The organism is Streptomyces sp. NPDC020362 (assembly GCF_040642095.1).
Classification (GTDB): Bacteria; Actinomycetota; Actinomycetes; order Streptomycetales; family Streptomycetaceae; genus Streptomyces.
In genome coordinates, this window is record NZ_JBFAET010000065.1 from 23,351 (window position 1) to 44,004 (window position 20,654).

General features: G+C 71.6%; 19 protein-coding genes, 1 tRNA gene and 1 pseudogene. 7 read left to right on the forward strand and 14 right to left on the reverse strand.

The window, feature by feature from the left end; translation table 11 throughout:
* Positions 1–50: 50 nt before the first annotated feature.
* From AB0H32_RS23260 to AB0H32_RS23280, 5 genes are all read right to left on the reverse strand, one after another.
* Positions 51–845, reverse strand: a complete 795-nt coding sequence (locus AB0H32_RS23260) for a hypothetical protein (protein ID WP_361123806.1) — start codon at positions 843–845, stop codon at positions 51–53.
* Between the two features lie 226 nt (positions 846–1,071).
* Positions 1,072–1,599 carry an NUDIX hydrolase family protein gene (locus AB0H32_RS23265; RefSeq protein WP_361123848.1) on the reverse strand — a complete coding sequence of 176 codons (528 nt, stop codon included), beginning with the start codon at positions 1,597–1,599 and terminating at the stop codon, positions 1,072–1,074.
* 42 nt (positions 1,600–1,641) lie between these two features.
* Positions 1,642–2,790 carry an amidohydrolase family protein gene (locus tag AB0H32_RS23270; RefSeq protein ID WP_361123809.1) on the reverse strand — a complete coding sequence of 383 codons (1,149 nt, stop codon included), beginning with the start codon at positions 2,788–2,790 and terminating at the stop codon, positions 1,642–1,644.
* A gap of 1 nt (position 2,791) precedes the next feature.
* Positions 2,792–4,195, reverse strand: coding sequence for a glutamine synthetase family protein (locus tag AB0H32_RS23275; protein WP_361123812.1), 1,404 nt, complete (start codon positions 4,193–4,195; stop codon positions 2,792–2,794).
* 61 nt (positions 4,196–4,256) lie between these two features.
* Positions 4,257–5,066 carry an SAM-dependent methyltransferase gene (locus AB0H32_RS23280; RefSeq protein ID WP_361123851.1) on the reverse strand — a complete coding sequence of 270 codons (810 nt, stop codon included), beginning with the start codon at positions 5,064–5,066 and terminating at the stop codon, positions 4,257–4,259.
* Positions 5,067–5,248: 182 nt separating this feature from the next.
* Here AB0H32_RS23280 and AB0H32_RS23285 point away from each other — a divergent pair, with 182 nt between their 5' ends.
* Positions 5,249–6,118, forward strand: coding sequence for a Cof-type HAD-IIB family hydrolase (locus AB0H32_RS23285; RefSeq protein ID WP_361123815.1), 870 nt, complete (start codon positions 5,249–5,251; stop codon positions 6,116–6,118).
* 273 nt (positions 6,119–6,391) lie between these two features.
* Here the strand turns inward: AB0H32_RS23285 and AB0H32_RS23290 are convergent, their stop codons facing one another.
* Entirely contained in the window at positions 6,392–7,198 is an 807-nt protein-coding gene (locus tag AB0H32_RS23290) for an SAM-dependent methyltransferase (RefSeq protein WP_361123818.1), read from the reverse strand.
* A gap of 116 nt (positions 7,199–7,314) precedes the next feature.
* Positions 7,315–8,202: a lysophospholipase gene (locus AB0H32_RS23295; protein WP_361123820.1), complete on the reverse strand. Its 888-nt coding sequence runs from the start codon at positions 8,200–8,202 to the stop codon at positions 7,315–7,317.
* Positions 8,203–8,358: 156 nt separating this feature from the next.
* On the opposite strand from AB0H32_RS23295, the gene AB0H32_RS23300 reads away from it, so the two are divergent.
* The 3 genes from AB0H32_RS23300 (at position 8,359) to AB0H32_RS23310 (ending at position 12,270) form a co-directional block, all read left to right on the forward strand.
* On the forward strand, positions 8,359–9,546 hold the full coding sequence (locus tag AB0H32_RS23300) for a thiolase family protein (protein WP_361123822.1): 1,188 nt from the start codon (positions 8,359–8,361) through the stop codon (positions 9,544–9,546).
* Between the two features lie 73 nt (positions 9,547–9,619).
* On the forward strand, positions 9,620–11,131 hold the full coding sequence (locus AB0H32_RS23305; RefSeq protein WP_361123824.1) for a long-chain fatty acid--CoA ligase: 1,512 nt from the start codon (positions 9,620–9,622) through the stop codon (positions 11,129–11,131).
* Positions 11,132–11,496: 365 nt separating this feature from the next.
* Entirely contained in the window at positions 11,497–12,270 is a 774-nt protein-coding gene (locus AB0H32_RS23310; protein ID WP_361123826.1) for a sulfite exporter TauE/SafE family protein, read from the forward strand.
* Here the strand turns inward: AB0H32_RS23310 and AB0H32_RS23315 are convergent.
* On the reverse strand, positions 12,267–13,046 hold the full coding sequence (locus AB0H32_RS23315) for an HAD-IIA family hydrolase (RefSeq protein WP_361123854.1): 780 nt from the start codon (positions 13,044–13,046) through the stop codon (positions 12,267–12,269). The two genes, AB0H32_RS23310 and AB0H32_RS23315, sit on opposite strands and share 4 nt — an antisense overlap.
* A 79-nt stretch (positions 13,047–13,125) precedes the next feature.
* On the opposite strand from AB0H32_RS23315, the gene AB0H32_RS23320 reads away from it, so the two are divergent.
* Positions 13,126–13,872 carry a cobalt-precorrin-6A reductase gene (locus tag AB0H32_RS23320; RefSeq protein WP_361123828.1) on the forward strand — a complete coding sequence of 249 codons (747 nt, stop codon included), beginning with the start codon at positions 13,126–13,128 and terminating at the stop codon, positions 13,870–13,872.
* 39 nt (positions 13,873–13,911) lie between these two features.
* On the opposite strand, the gene cobF is transcribed toward AB0H32_RS23320, so the two are convergent.
* A complete protein-coding gene (gene cobF / locus AB0H32_RS23325) occupies positions 13,912–14,685 on the reverse strand; it encodes a precorrin-6A synthase (deacetylating) (RefSeq protein ID WP_361123830.1) in 774 nt (257 codons plus the stop codon).
* Positions 14,686–14,784: 99 nt separating this feature from the next.
* Positions 14,785–15,339 carry a DUF309 domain-containing protein gene (locus AB0H32_RS23330; protein WP_361123833.1) on the reverse strand — a complete coding sequence of 185 codons (555 nt, stop codon included), beginning with the start codon at positions 15,337–15,339 and terminating at the stop codon, positions 14,785–14,787.
* A gap of 104 nt (positions 15,340–15,443) precedes the next feature.
* Here AB0H32_RS23330 and AB0H32_RS23335 point away from each other — a divergent pair.
* Positions 15,444–15,517, forward strand: a tRNA-Pro gene (locus tag AB0H32_RS23335).
* A gap of 25 nt (positions 15,518–15,542) precedes the next feature.
* Here AB0H32_RS23335 and AB0H32_RS23340 read toward each other — a convergent pair.
* The gene (locus AB0H32_RS23340; RefSeq protein ID WP_361123835.1) at positions 15,543–16,439 is read right to left on the reverse strand and encodes a hypothetical protein; all 897 of its coding nucleotides are present in this window, start codon (positions 16,437–16,439) and stop codon (positions 15,543–15,545) included.
* Positions 16,440–16,680: 241 nt separating this feature from the next.
* On the opposite strand from AB0H32_RS23340, the gene AB0H32_RS23345 reads away from it, so the two are divergent.
* Positions 16,681–16,950, forward strand: a complete 270-nt coding sequence (locus AB0H32_RS23345) for a hypothetical protein (protein ID WP_361123838.1) — start codon at positions 16,681–16,683, stop codon at positions 16,948–16,950.
* Here AB0H32_RS23345 and AB0H32_RS23350 read toward each other — a convergent pair.
* From AB0H32_RS23350 to AB0H32_RS23360, 3 genes and pseudogenes are all read right to left on the reverse strand, one after another.
* Positions 16,929–17,489, reverse strand: coding sequence for a hypothetical protein (locus AB0H32_RS23350; RefSeq protein ID WP_361123840.1), 561 nt, complete (start codon positions 17,487–17,489; stop codon positions 16,929–16,931). The two genes, AB0H32_RS23345 and AB0H32_RS23350, sit on opposite strands and share 22 nt — an antisense overlap.
* A gap of 1 nt (position 17,490) precedes the next feature.
* The gene (locus AB0H32_RS23355; protein WP_361123843.1) at positions 17,491–19,119 is read right to left on the reverse strand and encodes a DEAD/DEAH box helicase; all 1,629 of its coding nucleotides are present in this window, start codon (positions 19,117–19,119) and stop codon (positions 17,491–17,493) included.
* Positions 19,120–20,152: 1,033 nt separating this feature from the next.
* Positions 20,153–20,654: pseudogene (locus tag AB0H32_RS23360) on the reverse strand (IS1380 family transposase); the annotation flags it as partial.

The following is a 20,654-nucleotide window of genomic DNA, read 5'->3' on the forward strand; positions in this document are numbered from 1 at the left end:
CCCGATGACGCAAGAACTGCACCTCGGAGGGCACCTGGCCGATGGATGTCCTACGCGGTCCCGGCGTCCCGCCGCGACACTCCCAGGTAGGCGACGAACCCCAGGATCGCCACCGTCCAGGACAGGGTGACCGGGCCCAGGCCCCAGTCCAGGCCGCCGCGGGACGTCGGCAGGGCCATCCAGTCGGCGGTCGAGGCGCCGAGGGGGCGGGTGATGACGTACGCCGTCCAGAAGGCGGTCACCGCGCCGAGGGTGCCCGCCCGGTGGGCGAGGGCGGGGACGCAGATCGCGACGGCGAACAGGACGACCGAGCCGAGATAGCCGAGGCCGATCGTCGCGGTGAGGTCGCCCGCGGCGGTGCCGAGGGCGAACGTGGCGAGGACGGCCGCCCAGTAGAACGCCTCGCGGCGGCGGGTGCGGATGCTGTGGATCGACAGGGTCCGCTCGCTGGCGTACCAGAGGGCGAAGACGGCGGCCAGGGCGACCATGAACAGCGGCGTCGAGAGGGTGTAGGGGACGCCGAGGCCCACGTGCAGGATGTCGGCGGCCATCGTGCCGAACACGCTGACCATGACGATCGCCGTCCAGTAGACCCAGGCCACGTAACGGCGGACGGCGAACTGGAGCACGAGCGAGGCAGCGAACGCGAGACCCCCGAGGCCGACCGCCGGGACGGGGCCGAGCCGGTGCGCCAGGAAGTCGGACGCGGTCTCGCCCATGCCGGTGGTGAGGACCTTGATGATCCAGAAGTAGACGGTCACCTCGGGCACCTTGTTCGCGCCCTCCGCGAGGAGGGCGCGGCCGTTGCCGAGGGGCCGCTGATCGAGGACGTGCTCTGTGCTCATGACCCGCACCCTCGCACGGTCAACTGTCTGTTCCCCAGCCCCCTTTGCCATTGTTTTGGGGCTTCGGGTGCAGGTGTTGCCACGCGTCGCGGCGAGCCTGAACAGAACCTGAACGCCGTGGAGAAAACCCTGGTCACAGGCGGGATGCGGTGGGTATGAAGATCGGTTGGACCGCCGGCCGCACCGGCCTCGCCGGGGCGTCAGGACACGACGTCAGGACACCACCTCAGGACACGACGCCCACGTGCGCGAGCGCCTGCTTGAGCAATACGCCGTGCCCGCCCGGCATCTCGCTGTGCACGGCCTCGGAGGCGGCCTCCTGCGGGCTGAACCACACCAGGTCCAGCGCGTCCTGCCGGGGTCGGCAGTCGCCGGTCACCGGGACGACGTAGGCGAGGGACACGGCGTGCTGGCGCGGGTCGTGGTACGGCGTGATCCCGGCCGTCGGGAAGTACTCCGCGACGGTGAACGGCTGCAGGGAGGCCGGCACCCGGGGCAGCGCGACCGGGCCGAGGTCCTTCTCCAGGTGGCGCAGAAGGGCGTCACGGACCCGCTCGTGGTGCAGGACGCGGCCGGAGACCAGGGTCCGGCTGACCGTTCCGTCCGGGCCGATGCGCAGCAGCAGTCCGATGCTCGTGACTTCGCCGCTGTCGTCCACGCGCACGGGCACCGCCTCGACGTACAGGATCGGCATCCGGGCCCTGGCCATTTCCAGCTCGTCCGTGGTCAGCCAGCCGGGAGTGGTTTCGGTCATGTCAGCCATTGCTTGATCATACTTTCCGAGTGGGGCATCCGCTCAGTCGCGGGCCGGATCGATTGCGGGCAGTCCGTACAGTCGGCGGGCGTTGTCACGGCCCGTCCAGGCCGCGATGCGCAGGGCATCGGTCAGGCTCAACTCGTCGGCGTCCACCCGGGCTTGCAGCATTTCGGCCAGCCCCTGCCGGAAGGACACCGCGCCCAGGTGGTGGAACTCGGCCACACCATAGGCGTCGGAGCTGTACAGCAGTTTGCGGAACGGGGTGATCTCCAGCGCCTCCTCCAGCACCGCCCGGGAGCGGGCCGGACCGGTGTAGTGCAGGGCCAGGCCGACGTCCAGGTACACCTGCTCGAACACCGCGGCCAGGTAGGCCGCCTGACGCTGGTACGGCCAGCAGTGCAGCAGCAGGACCGGTATGGCCCCGGCCGTCAGGTGCAGCCAGTCGGTGAGCAGGGCGGGATCGGCGCGGTGCAGCCGCAGGTCGGCGTCGCCGAACCCGGTGTGCAGCTGGAGGGGAAGGCCCAGGTCGACGGCCGTCCACAGCAGGTGCCGGACCAGGACCGGGTCGCTCAGGCGTCCGCCGGCCGCGAACCACTGCCCGGCCGCCCGGGCCACCTCCGCGTCCGTGGGGCGCTCGGGGGCGAGGGCGAAGCCGGTGCGGTAGGCGGCCACCGACTTGACCGCGACCACGCCCGGGCGCCGTACGGCCTGCTCGGCGGCCGTTTGGAACCCGGTCGCGTACGCGCCCGCCGACCCGCCCCGGGCGGCCACCTCCTCGGCGATCTGCTCCAGCCGTACGACCTCGTGGGCGGCGCCGCCGGAGGCCTCGGCCAGCTCGGCCGGGGAGGTGACGGGGTGCGGGGCGTAGCCGGTGTCGACGCAGAAGACCTCGGCTCCCGCGGCGGCCAGGAAGCGCCGGTTGACCTCGCGCCAGCCGAGGGCCGAGCGGCGGGCGAGGTAGTCGGCGGGAGGGGCGTGGCGGGGCAGGTCCAGCAGGGGCGCGCAGTGGCGGCGCACGGCCACGCCGACCGGGCTGTCGAAGGGCGACACGCCGGGCCAGGCCTCGCCCTCGGTGATCAGCGACTCGAACTGCCCGGGCGCGAGGTCGGCCGTCACGGCGCCGTGGCAGTGGTGGTCGACCAGCGGCAGCGCGGCGAGCGCCTCGTGGACCGGGCCGGGGGCGGGCACGTCAGTACGTCCACCGGTAGGCGGCGGCCACCTGCGCGTCGTCCAGCCCGTCGACGGCCGCGGCCTCCCCGAGACGTACGGCGGTCACCGCGTCCGCCAGGACCGGGCCCAGCGCGGCCCGCAGTACCGGGTCGGCCCGGAATCTCTCGACGGCCTCGGGCAGCGAGACGGGCAGGCGCTCCACCCCGAGGGCGGCGGCCTCGTCCGGGCCGTACCGGGCCGGGTCGCCGGTGATCTCCCGCGGCAGCGTCCGGGACGCCGACATCCCGTCCAGCCCCGCGGCGATCACGCAGCCGAGTGCGAGATACGGGTTGGCGGCCAGGTCGACCGGTTTGACCTCCAGGTTCGCGTCCTCGTCCTGACGGCCGGCGGTGCCGGTGACGATGCGCAGTGCGGCCTCGCGGGTCTCCCGGCCCCAGGCGGTGAACACGCCCGCCCACTGCGAGGGTCTGAGCCGCAGATAGCTGGCCGGGCTCGGCGCGGTCACCGCCGTCAGCGCGGGCATCCGGGCGAGCACCCCGGCGGCGAACGACTCCGCCGCGGCCGTCATGCCGTAGCGGCCCTCCCCGCCGGCGTGCAGGTTCACCCCGTCGCGCCAGCAGGACAGGTGCAGATGGCCGCCGTTGCCGACGCCCTCGGCCAGGTACGCGGGCGCGAAGGAGACCCGCAGCTGGTGCCGCTGCGCCACCGCACGGATCGTCTGCCGCACCAGCACGCTCCGGTCGGCCGCCGCCACCGGGTCGAGCGCGCCGACCGAGACCTCGAACTGGCCGGCCGCGTACTCGGGATGGATCTGGTCGACGTCCACGCCCTGCGCCGCGAACGCCGCCAGCAGGTCGGCGGTGTAGTCGCTCAGCTCCACCTGCCGGATCGCGCCGTACGCGGGGCCGGACACCGCCGGGACGAATTCCTCGCGGGGCGGCGCGCCGAGCCCGATGGACCACTCGACCTCGACGGCCGCCTTGAAGGCGAGGCCGCGCCGTTCGGCGGCGTCCGAGACGATCCGGCGCAGAAAGGTCCGGGCGCAGCCGGGGTGCCGCTCGCCCTCCTGGGTGATCCGGTCCACGGGCGCCCATGCCCAGCCGGGCTGCCCGGCCAGCACCACCAGCTGGTCGAGGTCGGGGTAGAGCCTGAGGTCGCCGTCGGGGGAGCCGAGGACGTCGGTGGTGACGATCGAGTCGTCGGCCAGGAAGGTGTCGAACACCGGCGACATGCCGACCCCCCGGGTCACGGCCGCCTCCAGCCGGGCCGTGGGAATCGTCTTGACCCGGCCGATGCCCGCCGTGTCGACGTACGCCAGGACGATCCCGTGCACCCCCTGGGCGGCCAGGTCCACGGTGAGGGCGGCGACCCGGCTCAGGTCGCCGGGGCGCCCGCCGGGCACGGGGTCGGCAAGGGTGGTCATGCATCCTCCTCGACGGGCTCGGCCCCCGGCCCGGGCCGGGGTCGGGCCCGCGGGGGCGGGGTCAGGGTTTCACGGCCACCGCGCCGTACTGCGGTACCACGGCGGCATCCGGCTCGGCGCGCCACTGCGAGCACGGCACCAGCCCCGGCTCGACCGGCTCCAGACCGTCGAGGAACGCGGCGATCTCGGCGCGGCCCCGAGCGGTGATCGGCGGAGTGGCGTTGGCGTTCCAGAACTCCATCGCGGCGATGTTTCCCTCGCCGCCCACGTCGGCGTCGAAGGTCGGGTGGGTGAGCACCAGGTGGCTGCCGGAGGGCATCGCCGCCATGATCCGGCGCACGACGTCCCGGGCCTGCCCGGTGTCCAGGACGAAGTTGAGGATGCCCAGCATCATCACCGCGACCGGCCGGTCCATGTCGAGGGTCTCGGCGGCGCGTCCGACGATGGCGTCGGGGTCGTGCACGTCGGCGTCGATGTAGTCGGTGACGCCCTCCGGGGAGCTGGTGAGCAGCGAACGGGCGTGCACGAGCACGATCGGGTCGTTGTCGACGTACACGATCCGTGATTCGGGCGCGATCCGCTGCGCTATTTCGTGGGTGTTGTCCACGGTCGGCAGGCCGGTGCCGATGTCGAGGAACTGCCGCGTCCCGCGCTCCGCGGCCAGGAAGCGCACCGCCCGGCCCAGGAAGTCCCGGTCCGCGCGGGCCACGGTCCGGATCACCGGGAACATCCCGGCGACGTGCTCGCCGACCCGCTGGTCGACCTCGTAGTGGTCCTTGCCGCCGATCCAGTAGTTCCAGACCCGCGCGTTGTGCGCCACGGAGGTGTTCAGCCTCGCAGGCCCGGCCGTCGGGGATTGGCCCTCGCTCACGTCGCCGCCCTTCTCCCGTGCTTTCGTCCGCAGGTCATTCTGCCGCCGTCTGATCGCGCTGTCCCGGGAACGGCGCAGCGTGTGGGCGCGGGCGTCCTCCGAGGCGTCCGGGCGCATGAGGAACACTGGACCCCTGGTTCCCACCGGCCCCCCGGTGTCCCGTTCCCGACCGGAAGAAGGACATGCCCGCCACGCCCGCGTCCCTGCTCGAAACCCCCGGCCCGATCGCCGGTTCCGCCGGCATCCGGCTCGTCGTCACCGACATGGACGGCACCCTGCTGGACGACGCCAAGCGGATCCCCGACGGCCTGTGGCCCATGCTCGCCGAACTGCGCCGCCGCGGAGTGCTGTTCAGCCCGGCCAGCGGCCGCCAGTACACCACCCTGGCCCGGCAGTTCGCCGAGGTCGCCGAGGGCATGGTGTTCATCGCGGAGAACGGGACGTATGTGGTCCGCGACGGCGTGGAGCTGAGTTCCGAGCCGCTGGAGCGCTCCGTCGCCGCGGACCTCGCCCGGACGGTACGGCGGCTGCGCGCGGACGGCGTCGACGTGGGCGCCGTGGTCTGCGGCAAGCGGTCGGCGTACGTCGAGCGGACCGACGAGCCGTTCCTCGCCGAGGTCCGCAAGTACTACGTGGAGCACCGGATCGTCGAGGACGTCACCGCGGTCGAGGACGACCTGATCAAGGTGGCACTGTTCGACTTCGGGCCCGCCGAGCAGACCACCGCGCCGGCCCTCGAGGCGTTCGCCGCCACCCACCAGGTCGTCGTCTCGGGCGAGCACTGGGTCGACGTGATGAACCGCGCCGCCAACAAGGGCGCCGCGCTGCGCGGGCTCCAGCGCGAGCTGGGCATCACGCCCGCGCAGACCATGGTGTTCGGCGACTACCTCAACGACCTGGAGATGCTGGACGCGGCCGAGTGGTCCTTCGCCATGGCCAACGCCCACCCGGAGGTCCTCCGCCGGGCCCGCCACCTCGCCCCGTCCAACAACGACAACGGCGTACTGCGGACCGTCGCCGAGGTCCTCGGCATACCGCTGCAGCGCTCCTAGATCCGCTTCCCGGCCGGGACCGGGCGTGCTCACGCCGAACCCCGGCCTGCGGGGGGCGAAGGAGGTCGCGGAGCGGCACGAGGGCGAGGTGCACCGGGAAGCCGGGCCAAGGCTCACCGGGACGCCCTCCGGGATGCTGGGCGATCCGCTGTCCGCGGCGGCGTCCGGCCGGGGTTGCGGCCGATCCCGGCCGGCCGGGATTGCGGCCACCAGGGGCTGGGGCCGTCCGGGGTTGCGGTCGGCAGGGTTGCGGTCGGCAGGGGGTGCGGCGGGTCAGGCCGTGGGCTTGCGACCCACCGCGCCGTACAGGGATATCGGTCCGGCCCCGTCGGGCGCGTTCTCGGGGCGCCAGTCGGCCACCGACACGATCCCCGGCTCCAGCAGGCCGAGTCCCTTGAAGAACACGCCCACTTCGGCCTGCGAGCGGGCCACCAGGGTCACCCCGCCGGCGGCGTACGCGTCGATGCCCCGGCGCACGTTCTCCGGTTCGAAGTCGGCCGTCATCGTCGACACCACCAGGCAGCTGCCCGGGGCCAGCGCCTCGACCAGCGTGGCGACCAGGTCGTGGGCGCCGTCCTCGTCGGCGATGAAGTGCAGGAGCGCGATCAGGGACAGGGCGATGGGGCGGTCGAAGTCCAGGATCCCCGTTGCCTGTTCGAGGATGGCGTGCGGATCGCGGGCGTCGGCCTGGACGTACTCGGTCACACCTTCGGGGGTGCCCCGCAGCAGGGCGCCCGCGTGCGCCAGCACGATCGGGTCGTTGTCGACGTAGACGACCCGCGACCGCGGGGCGACCGACTGCGCGATCTGGTGCAGATTGGGCTCGGTGGGAATGCCGGTGCCGATGTCCAGGAACTGACGGATGCCCGTCTCGGCGGCCAGCACGCGCGTGGTCCGGCGCATGAACGCCCGGTTGGCGAGTGCCGCCCGCGGGGCACCCTGGTCGATCGCCGTGATCCGGCGCCCGAGTTGCTCGTCCACGGGGTAGTTGTCCTTGCCGCCGAGGAACCAGTCGTACACCCTGGCCGGATGCGGCCGGGTGGTGTCGATCTCGTGCCCGGCCGACTGGGTCCCCGTCACGTGCTGCTCCTCCGCTCGACTGGCCCCCGTGCGCGTCCGGGGGCGCGCGAGCAGTCTGACACGATCATGCGCAACGGTGCAGACGGCCTTCGGTCACCTGCCGCCCCCGGACGCGGTCAACAGCTCTTTTCCGGCGCAGAGTTGCCGGACGACCGCACCCTCGCCGCGGCGCCGGCCGACGCCGCAGGGGTGCCCGCCTGCCCGGTCGGCTCCGGGAGCGTGGCGTCGAGGAAGCGGATCACCTCCGCGAAGACGTCCGCCTTGTTCGTCTCGTGGAACACCTCGTGCCGCGCCCCGGCGAAGATCCGCTCGGCCCGTCGGCCGCCGCTGAGCCGCTCCACCCCGATCCGGCTCCCGGGCAGCGGCACCAGCCGGTCCTCGTCCCCGTGCAGCCACAGCAGCGGCAGTGGTCCGACGTCCCCGCCGTCGGCGACCGACTCCAGGGTCCGTACGAACGCCTGGAGCGTCGGCCGTTTCATCGGGCCGTGCCAGACCAGCGGGTCGGCGGCGTACGCGCTGCCCACGGCGGGGTCGCGGGAGAGCGCGGCCGGACTGATCGGGGTGTCCGGGATCTCGTCCAGGGCGAGCAGCCGCCCGGGCAGCTCCCAGGCCCCGATCACCGGCCCGGACAGGATCAGTGCGCTCAGCTCGCCGTCGTAGCGCTGGGCGTAGCGGGCCGCGATCAGTCCGCCCATGGAGTGGCCGACCATGACGAGGGGGAGGCCGGGGTGTGCGGCACGGGCGAGGTCCGCCACCTCGCGCACGTCGGTGACGACGTCCTCGAAGTCCTCGATCACCACCCGCTCACCGGCCGACTTTCCGTGCCCGACGTGATCGGGCCCGTACACGGCCGCTCCGTGCTCGGTGAGCAGACCCGCCAGTGCGTCGTACCGGCCCGCGTGCTCGCCGTAGCCGTGCACCACGAGGGCCAGGTAGTGCGGCTCGGCGTGCGGCCACTCGCGCACGGCGATGCCGTCGAGAACGTGCTCGCGGACGTGGGGCATGTCTCCTCCGGCTGCCTGGGTGAAGGTTCCGGGGGATCTTCCCAGGGAGCCGGTCGGAGGTCTATAGTCCAAAACTAGCAGTGCTAATTAAGTGGTGCTGCGCAACAGACAAAGATCCATGCTGATCCACAGCGTCGTCGGTCAGGAGTCCAAGCCGTGCGTCCCGTCCACTTCGCGGCCGCCCGCCGCACCCCCATCGGCAAGCTCCGCGGAGCCCTGTCCGCCCTGCGGCCCGACGATCTGGCGGCGACCGTGATCCGCCACCTGGTGGCCGACGTGCCCGCCCTGGACCCGGCCCGCATCGACGACGTCTACTGGGGCGCCGCCAACCAGGCCGGCGAGGACAACCGCAACGTCGCGCGCATGGCCGCGCTGCTGGCCGGCCTGCCCGAGTCCGTCCCGGGCGCCACCGTCAACCGGCTGTGCGCCTCCGGCCTCGAAGCGGTCACCACCGCCGCGCGCACCATCGCCGCGGGCGAGGCCGACGTCGTGCTCGCGGGCGGCTCCGAGTCGATGAGCCGCGCCCCCTTCGTGCTGCCCCGCCCCGACGAGGCCCTGCCGCACCGCATCGAGACCTACGACACCCGCCTCGGCTGGCGCCTGGTCAACCCGGCCATGAAGGACCTGCACGGCCTGCTGTCCATGGGCGAGACGGCCGAGGAGGTCGCCGAGCGGTACGGCATCTCCCGGGACCGGCAGGACGCGTTCGCGCTGCGCAGCCACCAGCGGGCCGCCGCGGCACGCAAGAACGGCCACTTCGACGACGAACTCCTGCCCGTGGAGACCCCCGACGGCATCGTGGTCGGGCAGGACGAGTGCGTCCGCGAGGACACCTCGCTGGAGAAACTGGCCCGCCTCAAGCCCGTCTTCCGGGCCGGGGGCACGGTCACGGCGGGCAACGCATCCCCGATGAACGACGGCGCGGCCGGGCTCCTGCTGGTCAGCGAGGAGGCCCTGAACGAACTGGGCCTGGAGTCCCTCGGCCGGTACGTCGCCGGCGCCTCGGCGGGCGTCCATCCCGACGTGATGGGCATCGGCCCCGTCCCCGCCACCCGCAAGGCACTGGCCCGGGCCGGCTGGACGGTCGGCGACCTCCAGGAGGCCGAGTTCAACGAGGCGTTCGCCGCCCAGGCCCTGGCCTGCGTCGACCAGCTCGGCATCGACCCGGACCTGGTGAACCCCTCCGGCGGCGCGATCGCCCTCGGCCACCCGCTGGGCTGCTCCGGCGCCCGCATCCTGACCACGCTGCTGCACCGGATGCGGCGCACCGGCGCGGAGCGGGGCCTTGCGACCATGTGCGTGGGAGTGGGGCAGGGGAGCGCGGTGCTGGTCGAGAGGCACTGACAGCTCTTCAACGGGGGCTCCCACCAGGAGATTCGGTAGCCCGAGCCGCAGCAAGGAAACGGAGCGTCACTGCATGGCAACCCTGTCCGTCGCCGCCATCCTCGCCGAGAACGCCCGGCGCCGCCCCCGGAAGACGGCACTTGTCGAAGGCGACCTGCGGCTGTCCTTCGAGGAGGTGTGGCGACGGGCCAGGGCACAGGCGGGCGCGCTCACCGCGCTGGGCGTACGGCCGGGGGACCGGGTCGCCCTGATGGCGCCCAACACCGCCGCGTTCCCCATCGCCTACTACGCGATCGCCGCGGCGGGCGCAGTCGTCGTCCCCGTGCACCTGCTGCTCTCGGCGCCCGAGGTCGAGCACGTGCTCCAGGACAGCGGCGCCACGCTGCTGCTCGTGCACCCGGCGCAGGCGGGGACGGGAAGAGCCGCCGCCGACGCCCTCGGCGTCCGCGCCGTGACCCTCGGCGAGGAGTCCGACCGGCTCGCGGCCGACGCCGAGCCGCTGCCCTCGTACGTCACCCGCGCCGCCGACGACCCCGCGGTCGTCTTCTACACGAGCGGGACGACGGGCGTCCCCAAGGGCGCGGTGCTCACCCACTTCAACCTCGTCATGAACGCGACCGTCAACGCCTTCGACGCCAACGACATCCGCGCCGACGACATTGCCCTCGGTGCGCTGCCGCTCTTCCACGCCTTCGGCCAGACGGTGTCGCTCAACTCCACCTGGCGGGCGGGCGCGACGCTCGTCCTGCTGCCCCGTTTCGACGCGGCCCGCGCCATCGAGCTGATGGCCGAGGAGAAGGTGAACACCTTCCACGGTGTGCCGACCATGTTCGTGGCCCTCGCGGCAGCCGCCGCGGACGCGGGCACGCTGCCCGAGCTGCGCGTGTGCATCTCCGGCGGCGCCTCGCTGCCGGTGGCCGTACTGGAGCGATTCGAGGCCGCGTTCGGCGCGCGGATCCACGAGGGGTACGGGCTGTCCGAGACGTCGCCGACCGCCACTGTCAACCAGCCCGTCTTCGGCACCCGGGCCGGTACCATCGGGCACCCGCTGTGGGGCGTCGACGTGGAGATCGCCCGCGCCGAGGTCGAGGGCCGCGTCGAACTCCTGCCCCCCGGCGAGCTGGGCGAGGTCGTCATCCGCGGGCACAACGTCTTCTCCGGCTATCTGGGCCGCCCCGAGGCCACCGCCGAGGCCGTGGTCGACGGCTGGTTCCGCACCGGGGACCTGGGCACCAAGGACGAGGAGGGCTTCCTCAGGATCGTCGACCGCAAGAAGGACGTCATCATCCGCGGCGGCTACAACGTGTACCCGCGGGAGGTCGAGGAGGTCCTGATGCGTCACCCCGGCGTCGCCCAGGTCGCCGTGATCGGCCTGCCCGACGAACTGCACGGCGAGGAGGTGTGCGCCGTGGTCGTACCAGCGCAGGGCACCGCCCCGGACGCCGCCGGCATCACCGAGTGGTCCAAGGAACACCTGGGCCGGCACAAGTACCCGCGGCGCGTGGAGTTCGCGGCCGCCCTGCCGCTCGGGCCGAGCATGAAGGTGCTCAAGCGGGAGCTGCGGGCGCAGTACACGGGCCGCTGAGACACCCGGCGCCGGCCCTCGACGGCCTTGGTGCGCGCGGACGTCGATGTGCCGGGTGTGTGTCGGACGTCGATGTGCCGGGTGTGTGTCGGACGTCGATGTGCCGGGTGTGTGCCGGCCGTCGGCGTGGCCCGTGTGTGCCGGCCCTCGACGTGGCCCGTGTGTGCCGGCCGTCGGCGTGGCCCGTGTGTGCCGGCCGTCGGCGTGGCCCGTGTGTGCCGGCCGTCGACGTGGCCCCTGTGTGCCGGCCCTCGACGTGCCCCCTGGACCGCCCGCTGCGGCGGGCCCGCCGGACCGGCCGTGAGGACCGCCCTGCGAGACGGTCCTTACGCCACCGGATGCGTGGGCATACCATCGGTCCCCGCATGAACACGATGACGCTCTGGCACACAACCGGCTGGGAGTTCGCAGCGCTCGCCTTCGCGGCCCTGCTCGTCGGCTTCTCCAAGACCGCCGTCAGCGGGGCCAACACGGTCAGCCTCGCGATCTTCGCGGCCGTCCTGCCGGCCCGCGCCTCCACCGGGGTGCTGCTGCCCGTCCTGATCGCGGGCGACGTGCTCGCCGTGCTCACCTACCGGCGGCACGCCCACTGGCCCACGCTGTGGCGGCTGTTCCCGGCGGTGGCGGCCGGCGTGGTGGCCGGCACGCTGTTCCTGATGTGGGCCGACGACGGCATCGTACGGACCTCGATCGGCGCGATCCTGCTGCTGATGGCCGGCATCACCCTGTGGCGGCGGCGCCGGGCCGAGGCGGCCGACGAGCCGGACGCGGTCACCACCCGGGCGGGCCGGGCGAAGGCTCGTTCGTACGGCGTCCTCGGCGGGTTCACGACGATGGTTGCCAACGCGGGCGGGCCGGTGATGTCGATGTATCTCCTTTCGGCAGGCTTCCGGAAGCTCGGATTCCTCGGCACGTCGGCGTTCTTTTTCCTCATCGTGAACGTGTCCAAGGTGCCCTTCAGCGCCGGACTCGGCCTGATCGACGGCCGCTCACTGCTGCTCGACGCGGCGCTCGCCGTGTTCGTCGTGCCCGGTGCGCTGTTCGGCCGATGGGCGGTGGACCGGATCAACCAGCGGCTGTTCGAGCAGCTGGTGATCGCCGCGACCGTCGTGGGCGGCGTCCAGCTCCTGGTGCGCTAGCCCCAGAGCCCGGGCAGGTCGGCGAAGGAGTCCAGCACGTGGTCCGGGCTGCCGCTCGCCCGCTCGACCGCCTCGGGCAGGAACTTGCCGGTCCGCACCAGCACGCCGGTGATGCCGAGCCGCTGCGCCGCGAGCACGTCCGACTCGATGTCGTCCCCGATCATCAGCGCCTCGCCCGGACCGACGCCCAGCCGTGCGAGCGCGGCCTCGAAGAAGGCCCGCGACGGCTTGCCGGTCACCTCGGCCTTCGTGCCGGCGGCCGCCTCCAGCCCGGCGACGAACGCCCCCGCGTCCAGCTGGAGCCCCGCATCCGTACGCCAGTACAGGTTCCGGTGCATGGCGACCAGCCGCGCACCCCGTTGCAGATGCCCGAAGGCCCGGTTCAGCGCGGCGTACCCGAACTCGGGCCCCGCGCCGCCGAGCAGCACGACGTCCGGTACGGCACCGGCGCCGTCGCCCTCCTCGTCGACCAGGGCGAGGCCCGCCAGGTCCTCCCGGACGTCCCCGCTGTTCAGCAGGGCGCAGCGGGCGCCGGCCAGATGGGCGGCGGTGGCCGCGGGCGCCGTCATGATGTCCTCGGCGCTCACCGCGAAGCCCGCGTCCACCAGGGTCGCGGCGATCGACGCCCGGGTGCGGGACGTCGTGTTGGTGACCAGCACGACCCCGAGCCCCGCCTCCCGGATCGCCCGCAGGGCCGCCACCGCGCCCGGCAACGGCCGCCAGGACACGGTGAGCACCCCGTCGATGTCGATGAGCACGGCACGCACGGACGCCACGGAACCCATGCCCGGACCCTAACGGGCAGGAGCACCGCCCGGAGCCCGGCGCCTCGGGACATCCCCTACGCTCACCCTCATGTCCCCGCACGTCCTGATCCTCGGCGGCACCACCGAGGCCCGCCGGCTCGCCGCCGACCTCGCCGCCCGGCCCGGCGTCCGGGTCACCACCTCCCTGGCGGGCCGCGTGAGCCGGCCGGGGGCACTGGAGGGCGAGGTGCGGATCGGCGGCTTCGGCGGCGCCGAGGGTCTCGCCGAGTGGCTGCGCACGCACCACGTCGACGCCCTGGTCGACGCCACGCACCCGTTCGCCGAGGCGATCACGGCGAACGCAGCCCGCGCCGCGACGGCCACCCGGGTGCCCGCGATCGCCCTGCGCCGTCCCGGCTGGCGCCCGGGCCCCGGCGACCGGTGGTACGACGTCGACTCCCTGACCGCGGCCGCCGAGACCCTGCCCCGACTGGGCCGGAGGGTGTTCCTCAGCACCGGCCGCCTCGGCCTCGCGGCCTTCGCCCACCTGAGGGACCTGCACTTCGTGGTGCGGTCGGTGGAGCCGCCCGAGCCGCCCCTGCCACCGGACGCCGAAGTCGTCCTCGCACGCGGCCCGTTCGGCCTCGCCGACGAGAGGGAGCTGCTGCGCGCCCACCGGATCGACGTCCTGGTGACGAAGGACAGCGGCGCAGAGGCGACGTCCGCGAAGCTGACGGCCGCGCGGGAACTCGCCCTGCCCGTGGTCGTCGTACGACGGCCCCCGCTTCCCGACGGTGTCACCGCGGTGGCGGACGTGGCGGGCGTACTCGACCGGCTGGGGTTCAGCGGCCCGTAGGGGCACCCTCCATCGGCCCCGCCCCCCGGGGCTCGCCGCTCAGGCCTCCTCGGGATTCCGGCGCAGCAGATACGTGTCCATGATCCACCCCTTGCGCTCGCGCGCCTCGGCCCGCAGCCGCTCGATGCGCGGGCCGGCCTCCCCGATCGGGCCGGACACGAGGATCTCGTCCGGGGTGCCGATGTACGCACCCCAGTAGATGTCGATGTCCTGGTCGGCGTACTCCCGGAAGGCCTGGTGCGCGTCCAGCATGACGACCACGTCGTCCACGCCGTCCGGAAAGCCCTCGGCCAGCCGCCGCCCGGTGGTGATCTGCACCGGCCGGGCGACCCGGTTCAGCCCCGTACGGTGCCGGGCGACCAGCGCGGAGACGCTGCTGATGCCGGGCACCACGTCGTACGCGAACTCCACCGCGCCCCGGGCCAGCACCTCCTCCAGGATCCCCAGCGTGCTGTCGTACAGCGACGGGTCCCCCCACACCAGGAAGGCACCGGTGCCGTCCTCGTCCAGTTCGTCGGCGATCAGCCGCTCGTAGATCCCGGCGCGGGCGCTGCGCCAGTCCTCGACGGCCGGCGAGTACGACGCCCCGCCCGCCTTTCTGTCCCGGTCCGGATCGCGGGCCTCCACCACCCGGTACGACCCCTCTGGCAGATGCGCGTCCAGGATGTCCCGGCGCAGCTGGGTCAGATCGCTCTTCACCTCGCCCTTGCCGAGCAGGAAGAACACGTCCGTGCCGCGCAGCGCCCTGACGGCCTGCAGGGTCAGCTGCTCGGGGTCGCCCGCGCCGATACCGATGACATGAATCTTTCGCACGCCCCGAGTCTGCCCCATGCCACCGACAGCCCGTCCATCGCCTCCGTACGGCCCGCGACGGAGTCGGTCAGGTGCCGACAGGAGGCTTTACTGCGTCGGTCAGGAGGCGGCAGGGGGCCTCGGCGGCGTCGGTCGGCGGCCGAGCCGGGGTGCCTCGGCGGCGGCGTCGACGGGCCCCGGTCCGCCGTCCACCCGCCCGGCCAGCTCGCGCGCCCACCGGACGACGCCCGCGAGATCCATCCCGTACGGCCGGGCCTCGTCCTGCTCGGCGGACCACTCCTCGACCGCGCCCGCGCCCCGGCGCAGCAGCCGCGCCCCGCCGGTGGCGTTGCCGCGGGCCGCGTGCGTGAGTCCCACCGCCAGCTGGGCCAGCCCCCGCCACAGTGTCCGCTCCGCCTCGGGCCCCGACTTCCAGGCATCCTCGAACACCTCGTGGGCGTGGAAGGGCCTGCCCGCGTCCAGCAGCGCCTGTGCCTCGGCGACCGTCTCCTGCGGGGTCCGTACGACGCCCTCCGGCTGCCGGGCGACACCCTCCGCTCCGTACGGAAGCGGCCGCCCCAGGCCGTCCCGCGGCCGGGCGCTGCGCGCCCGCCCGTCCACATCCCGGTCCCGGCCGCCCGCCGGCTGCTCGGCCGCTGCCCCTGCGTCTCCCATGCGACCGATTCTCCCCGCACACCCCCGCCCTTTTACGGCGCACCCCCGTCGGTGGGGTAGAGTTCTGTTCGCGCGATCACGTGGATCACCGCGAGTGAGCGCATCGGGACGTGGCGCAGCTTGGTAGCGCACTTGACTGGGGGTCAAGGGGTCGCAGGTTCAAATCCTGTCGTCCCGACTGGAGTTCGCTCCGTCGGTGCAGGTCAGGGCCTTGTTTCACGAAAGTGGAGCAGGGCCCTAACTCGTTTCCAGGGCAGTCTCTCCCAACTTCTCACACCGGTAATGATCTTGGTCGGCCGAGCAGCTCGCCCAGCTTCTCCGAGCCGGCCTTGAGCCTCTGCGGGTCGGGGTGGACGTAGACCCGCTTCGTGAAGCTGAGGTCCGTGTGTAGGAGCAGGAACCGGATCTGCTCGTCGGTCAGCACCGGCCGATGTGCTGCGGCGGTGGGCGTCATCTGCGGATCCATGAAGGGCGGTGGGGTTATCGGCCGGTGGAAACGGGGCTGGCCGGCCCCACAAGCGCTGGGCGAGGTGGGTGGTGTGGCCGGTCCCGATGACGGCGATCACGTCGCCCGGCGAAGCCAGGGTCGCGACGTGCTGCTCCAGGTCCGGGCTGAGGACGGAACGCGGTCCGTGCAGGACGCGGAGGCGGTCGGCGGTCAGGCCGTGGTGAGCGGCGGTGCGGGCGATGGTGCCGGCGCCGAAGCCCGGGTGGGCGTTGCCGGCAGGGTCGAACACGGGCAGCAGGACAACGTCGTCGGCGACGGCCAGCCGGCGGCCGAGTTCGCGGCCGTGGGCGATGGTGGCCGGCCGGCCCGTGGGCTCGTACAGTGCGATCACCCGGCCGAGGTGACCGGTCAACTGCCGTGCGGCGGCCAGGTCGTACGCCGGCTCCGCCGGGTGGACGGCGATGGAGTCCACGATCGTGATGCCGTTCGGCCTGCCGGCAACCGTCACGGACCGGACGATGCCCTCGAAGTCGGCCAGGCCTTCCGCGGGATCCGCCATGCTGGCGCCGAGTGCCTGCCCGGCAGCGACCACGAGCGCCGCATCCCGCGCTTCGTGCCAGCCCATCACCGGTATCAGCAGCTCCGCCTCCACGCCGTCCAGGCCCCGCAACCGCAGGCGGGTGGCGCTGCCGTCCCAAGAGGAGTCCAGAACGCATACACCGGCGCCGTCGTCCTGGCCGCCCGTCACCACCCGCGGCCCCGGATGGGCCGCCAGCCGTGCCGCCAGCGCTGCCGTTCCTTGATGCCAGACCGGCATCACCACCGTCTCGCTGCGCCGGGCGAGGCCCTCCAGATCCTCCAGTTCGTCCTCGAGTTGGCCGTGTTGAACAGCGGTGGCCGCGGTGATCACGCTGAGCGTGGTCGTGGCTGGGGAGCGGACCCCTGGCGCACGGAAACGGCATCTGCCGGATCCGTACGAACCGTTCGTCGAGTACGTGACAGCCCGGCTCGCCGAGGACCCGCACTTGTGGGCGCAGACGTTGATGGACGAGCTGGAACCGCTGGGGTTTCCGTTGTCGTATCAGTCGCGACTGGCAGCCGAGCCGTACAACAGCCTTCGATACATGTCGTGTGAGTACGACTACTTCGACACCGTGAAGTAGTCGGCCGGATCAAGGGTATTGAGCGGGATCCACCGCTGCGGTAATGCCGCGGTGGATACTCGAGTGCTACCCGATGAGACGCGGAAGAAGTCCTGGATATCGAGCGCAATTCGAGGATCGTCATCGACACGTCGTGCCATTTCGTAATAGACGGCCAGCACGTGGATACAACGCCCAGTGCCGTCCGAGCAGGAGCAGTCGACGCCTGCGAGTATCGGTGCCGGCGAGTGGCCCACCTCGGTGATCGTGCGGTGCACCTCATCGGTGAGGGTGGGCCGAGCACCGTACAACTGGCCGGTGATCCCCACGATCGTCTCCCGGGACATCGGCGCCACCTCGATGCAGGCCACCGATGTGCTGCGGCCACGCTGGACAACGCCGCGCACGATGCAGCCGTCGATCGTGACCTGCACTCCTCCAACGCGCGCCAGCTTGCGGGCGCGCGGCAACAGCGGGTTGGGTCGGGTCTGGCGTAACGGCTGGGCGAGCCGAACCCAGTCCCGCCCCCACGCTGTGCAACCAAAGTCGTCGTCCGCCATATCAGCCGGCTCGCTTCCGGCGCAGGGTCGCAATGAGGCGGTCGTCATCCAATCGGGCCAATTCAGCGACACCGGACATATCGGCGATATCGGATAGTGCGGATTTGCGTGAATGCATGGCCGCGATGTGCTCCTCAACGGTGGTATTGGTGGTCAGGGTGGTGACGGTCACGGTGCGGGTTTGACCGATCCGATGGACTCGATCGGAGGCCTGCGCTTCCACGGCCGGATTCCACCATCGGTCGAAGTGAATGACGTCGGCTGCACGGGTGAGAGTGAGCCCGGTGCCCCCAGCTTTCAGGCTGAGCACCAGCACTTTCGGACCATGGTCGGTCTGGAAGCGGCGGACGATGTCGGCCCGCTGTTCCTGATTCAAGCCGCCGTGGAAGAACGGGACAGGCACACGGAACTGCTCGCCGAAGTGCCGAACGAGCAGTTCACCGGTCTTCCGGTATTGGGTGAAAATCAGTGTTGGCGAATCAGTTTCGAGGTTGTTGGCCACAATGTCGGTGCACAGGTCGAGCTTTCCCGACCTCCCCGATAGTTCGTCGGAGTCGTCGGAGTCGTCGGTGACCAGTGTCGGGTGGTTGCAGACCTGCTTGAGTGCGGTCAAAGCTGCCAGCACCCGGGCCTGGCGCTGTGCGCCGCTGCCGAAGCCGTCGTTGATCGCCTGCTCCAGCACTTGGTCGTACAGTTGCTGCTGTTCTTCGGTAAGGTCGCAGATCAGGTTGGCGTGGATCTTGGGTGGGAGTGATCCTGCAACCTGAGACTTCTTCCGCATCAACACAACTGGCTCGATCGCCCCGCGCAGTCGGGTAGCGGCGGCGAGGGAACCGTCCGCGATCGGCCGGATAAAGCGACGACGGAACTGCGCCTTATGCCCGAACAGCTGCGGTGCGACCAGATTGAGCAGTGCCCAGAGTTCCTCAAGGTGATTCTCGACGGGCGTTCCGGTCAACGCGATTCTCGCGTCGGCCGCGATGGTTCGCGCGGCCTTCGATACTTGTGTGCGGGGGTTCTTCAGCACCTGCGCCTCGTCGAAAACCGCAGTGGCCCAATGATGCTCCATTAGGACAGGGCTATGTATGCGTAGCGTCGGATAGCCGGTGAGCACTACCGTCCTGTTGTCCATCGCCTCCAGCGGCCCTCCACGCCAGATCATCGTCCGTAGATCAGGTGCAAACCGCGCGATCTCGTGTGCCCAGTTCCCGACCAGCGACGTGGGACACACCACCACCTGAGGCCCCTCATCGGCGCGCCCGACGAGATAGCCGATTGCCTGCAGCGTCTTACCGAGCCCCATCTCGTCGGCAAGCACCGCACCGCCGTGTGCGTCAACAGCCTCGCGCAGCCAGCTCACACCGCGGACCTGATATGGCCGCAGCTCGGCGGCCAGTGCTGTGCGCAGTTCGGCCGCAACAGCAGCAGTGTGACGAAAGACGGCCACGGCATGCTCCGCTGATGTCACGGCGACACCAGTGGCATCGGGAACGGCATGCCCGGCGATCGGCAGGGCCGAATCGCCGCCCGCAATCCGCGCCCGCCAAGCATCGACGGACCGACCGGGCGAGTCGAGGAGCGCGCCAGCGAGCTTGTCCGGCTCGATCAGCGCGCAGTCGACGTCGGACACCTCAAACTTGGACAGGTCCGGCGTCGGGACAACCAAGGCAACCGTCTGGACGTCACCAACGGGCGGGGCAGCTCCCACCGCGCGGCAGGACCAGGTCCATAGGGCAAACATATGACGGTCGAGGAGGTACGTGGCTTGACTGTCAACCCGGACACCAGGGGGTCTTTGCCCGATTTCCATCGCGTCAGTGGCTGCCCACTCGGCACCCCCATGTGCGGGTTGGCTATCGATCCCGCAATGGGGGTCGTAACCGAGCGGCTTCGGCAACGTTGGAGGCGCGGTCATGAACACCTTCGGATATCGATCGGCGGGAACCAGAAAGACTGGACCATAAGTAAACTCCACGACGCTGTCAAGCTTAGAGATTCTTGTAAATAATGTTGCGGCCGAACGGAATGTATGCCCTCTGCCGGATTTGCGGACTGAATAATTTTGTGCCTCTGGTGGATTTACGAGTTGAAGGATTTCATGTCTTCCGGAGGGTTGCGGCTGAGCGGACGTCATGCCCTCCAGTGAGCTGTCGCACCGCGTCCTGCGACCCCAGCTCGGTGCCCACGCCAAACCGCAGCTCCTGCCCGCCCAAGACTGCCGGAACACTGGCACTTACCTGACGCTTTACCGAGCACCATTTCTGCGTCACTCACCATGGCCTTCAGCCTCGATCCATCGTGCGCATTCTGGTCACGGGTGTCGGGCGGGTTCGGGGTGGCCTTTCGGGTGCGGGGAGCAGGGTGTGCCGGGTGGCCGTCCGGTGCGGGTTCTCCGGTGTCTTTCGGGTCGTGGGTGGGCAGGGTGGTCGCGCGGGTCGGCTGAGTATGCGCTGTCCGGTCGCTGTCCACAGGTCGGTGAAGTCGTCGGCCCAGCGCCGGCGTTCGGGCAGGTGGAGGGTGAGGCGGCGGGCGCCGGTGGCGATCCGGGCGGGGATGTTGGTCGGGTGGCGGCGGTTGGTGCCGGTGCGTGCTTTGGCGTGGAAGGTGGGGGCGAGGTGGCCGGCGGCGGGGGTGAGGTTGTAGGCGGTGGCGGCGAGGGTGAGTCAGGCGGCGTTCGCGGTGGACTTCCCCGGGGGCAGGTGGGCGGGCGCGGAGTCCTCCGGGTCGGTGAAGGCCTGCTCCGCGACGGTGTGTTCGCGGTGCATGGGTTCGGCCTGGGCCAGGACGAACGGGCTGTCGGTGAAGATGGCGTGGTGGCGCCGGACGCTGAACAGTTCGGCCTGCCTCTCGGGCACATTCTTCGGGTTCAGGCGTTTGTCCCGGCGCGCGATCAGCCGGGCGGTGGCGTGGAATGCGTTCTTCTTGCTGGTGAACGCGGCGGAGGGGACCTCGGCGATCTCGGCGCCGGAGATCCGGCGTTCCTCCTCGTCGTCCCAGACGGCGGCGGCGTACCTGATCGGCGTCCAGGCGTCCTCGGCGATGCCCGCGATCGCCTCACGGATCTTCTTCCCGACCGCGACCGCGACCGCGACCGCGACCGCGACCGCGACCGCGACCGCGACCGCGACCGCGACCGCGACCGCGACCGCGACCGCGACCGCGACC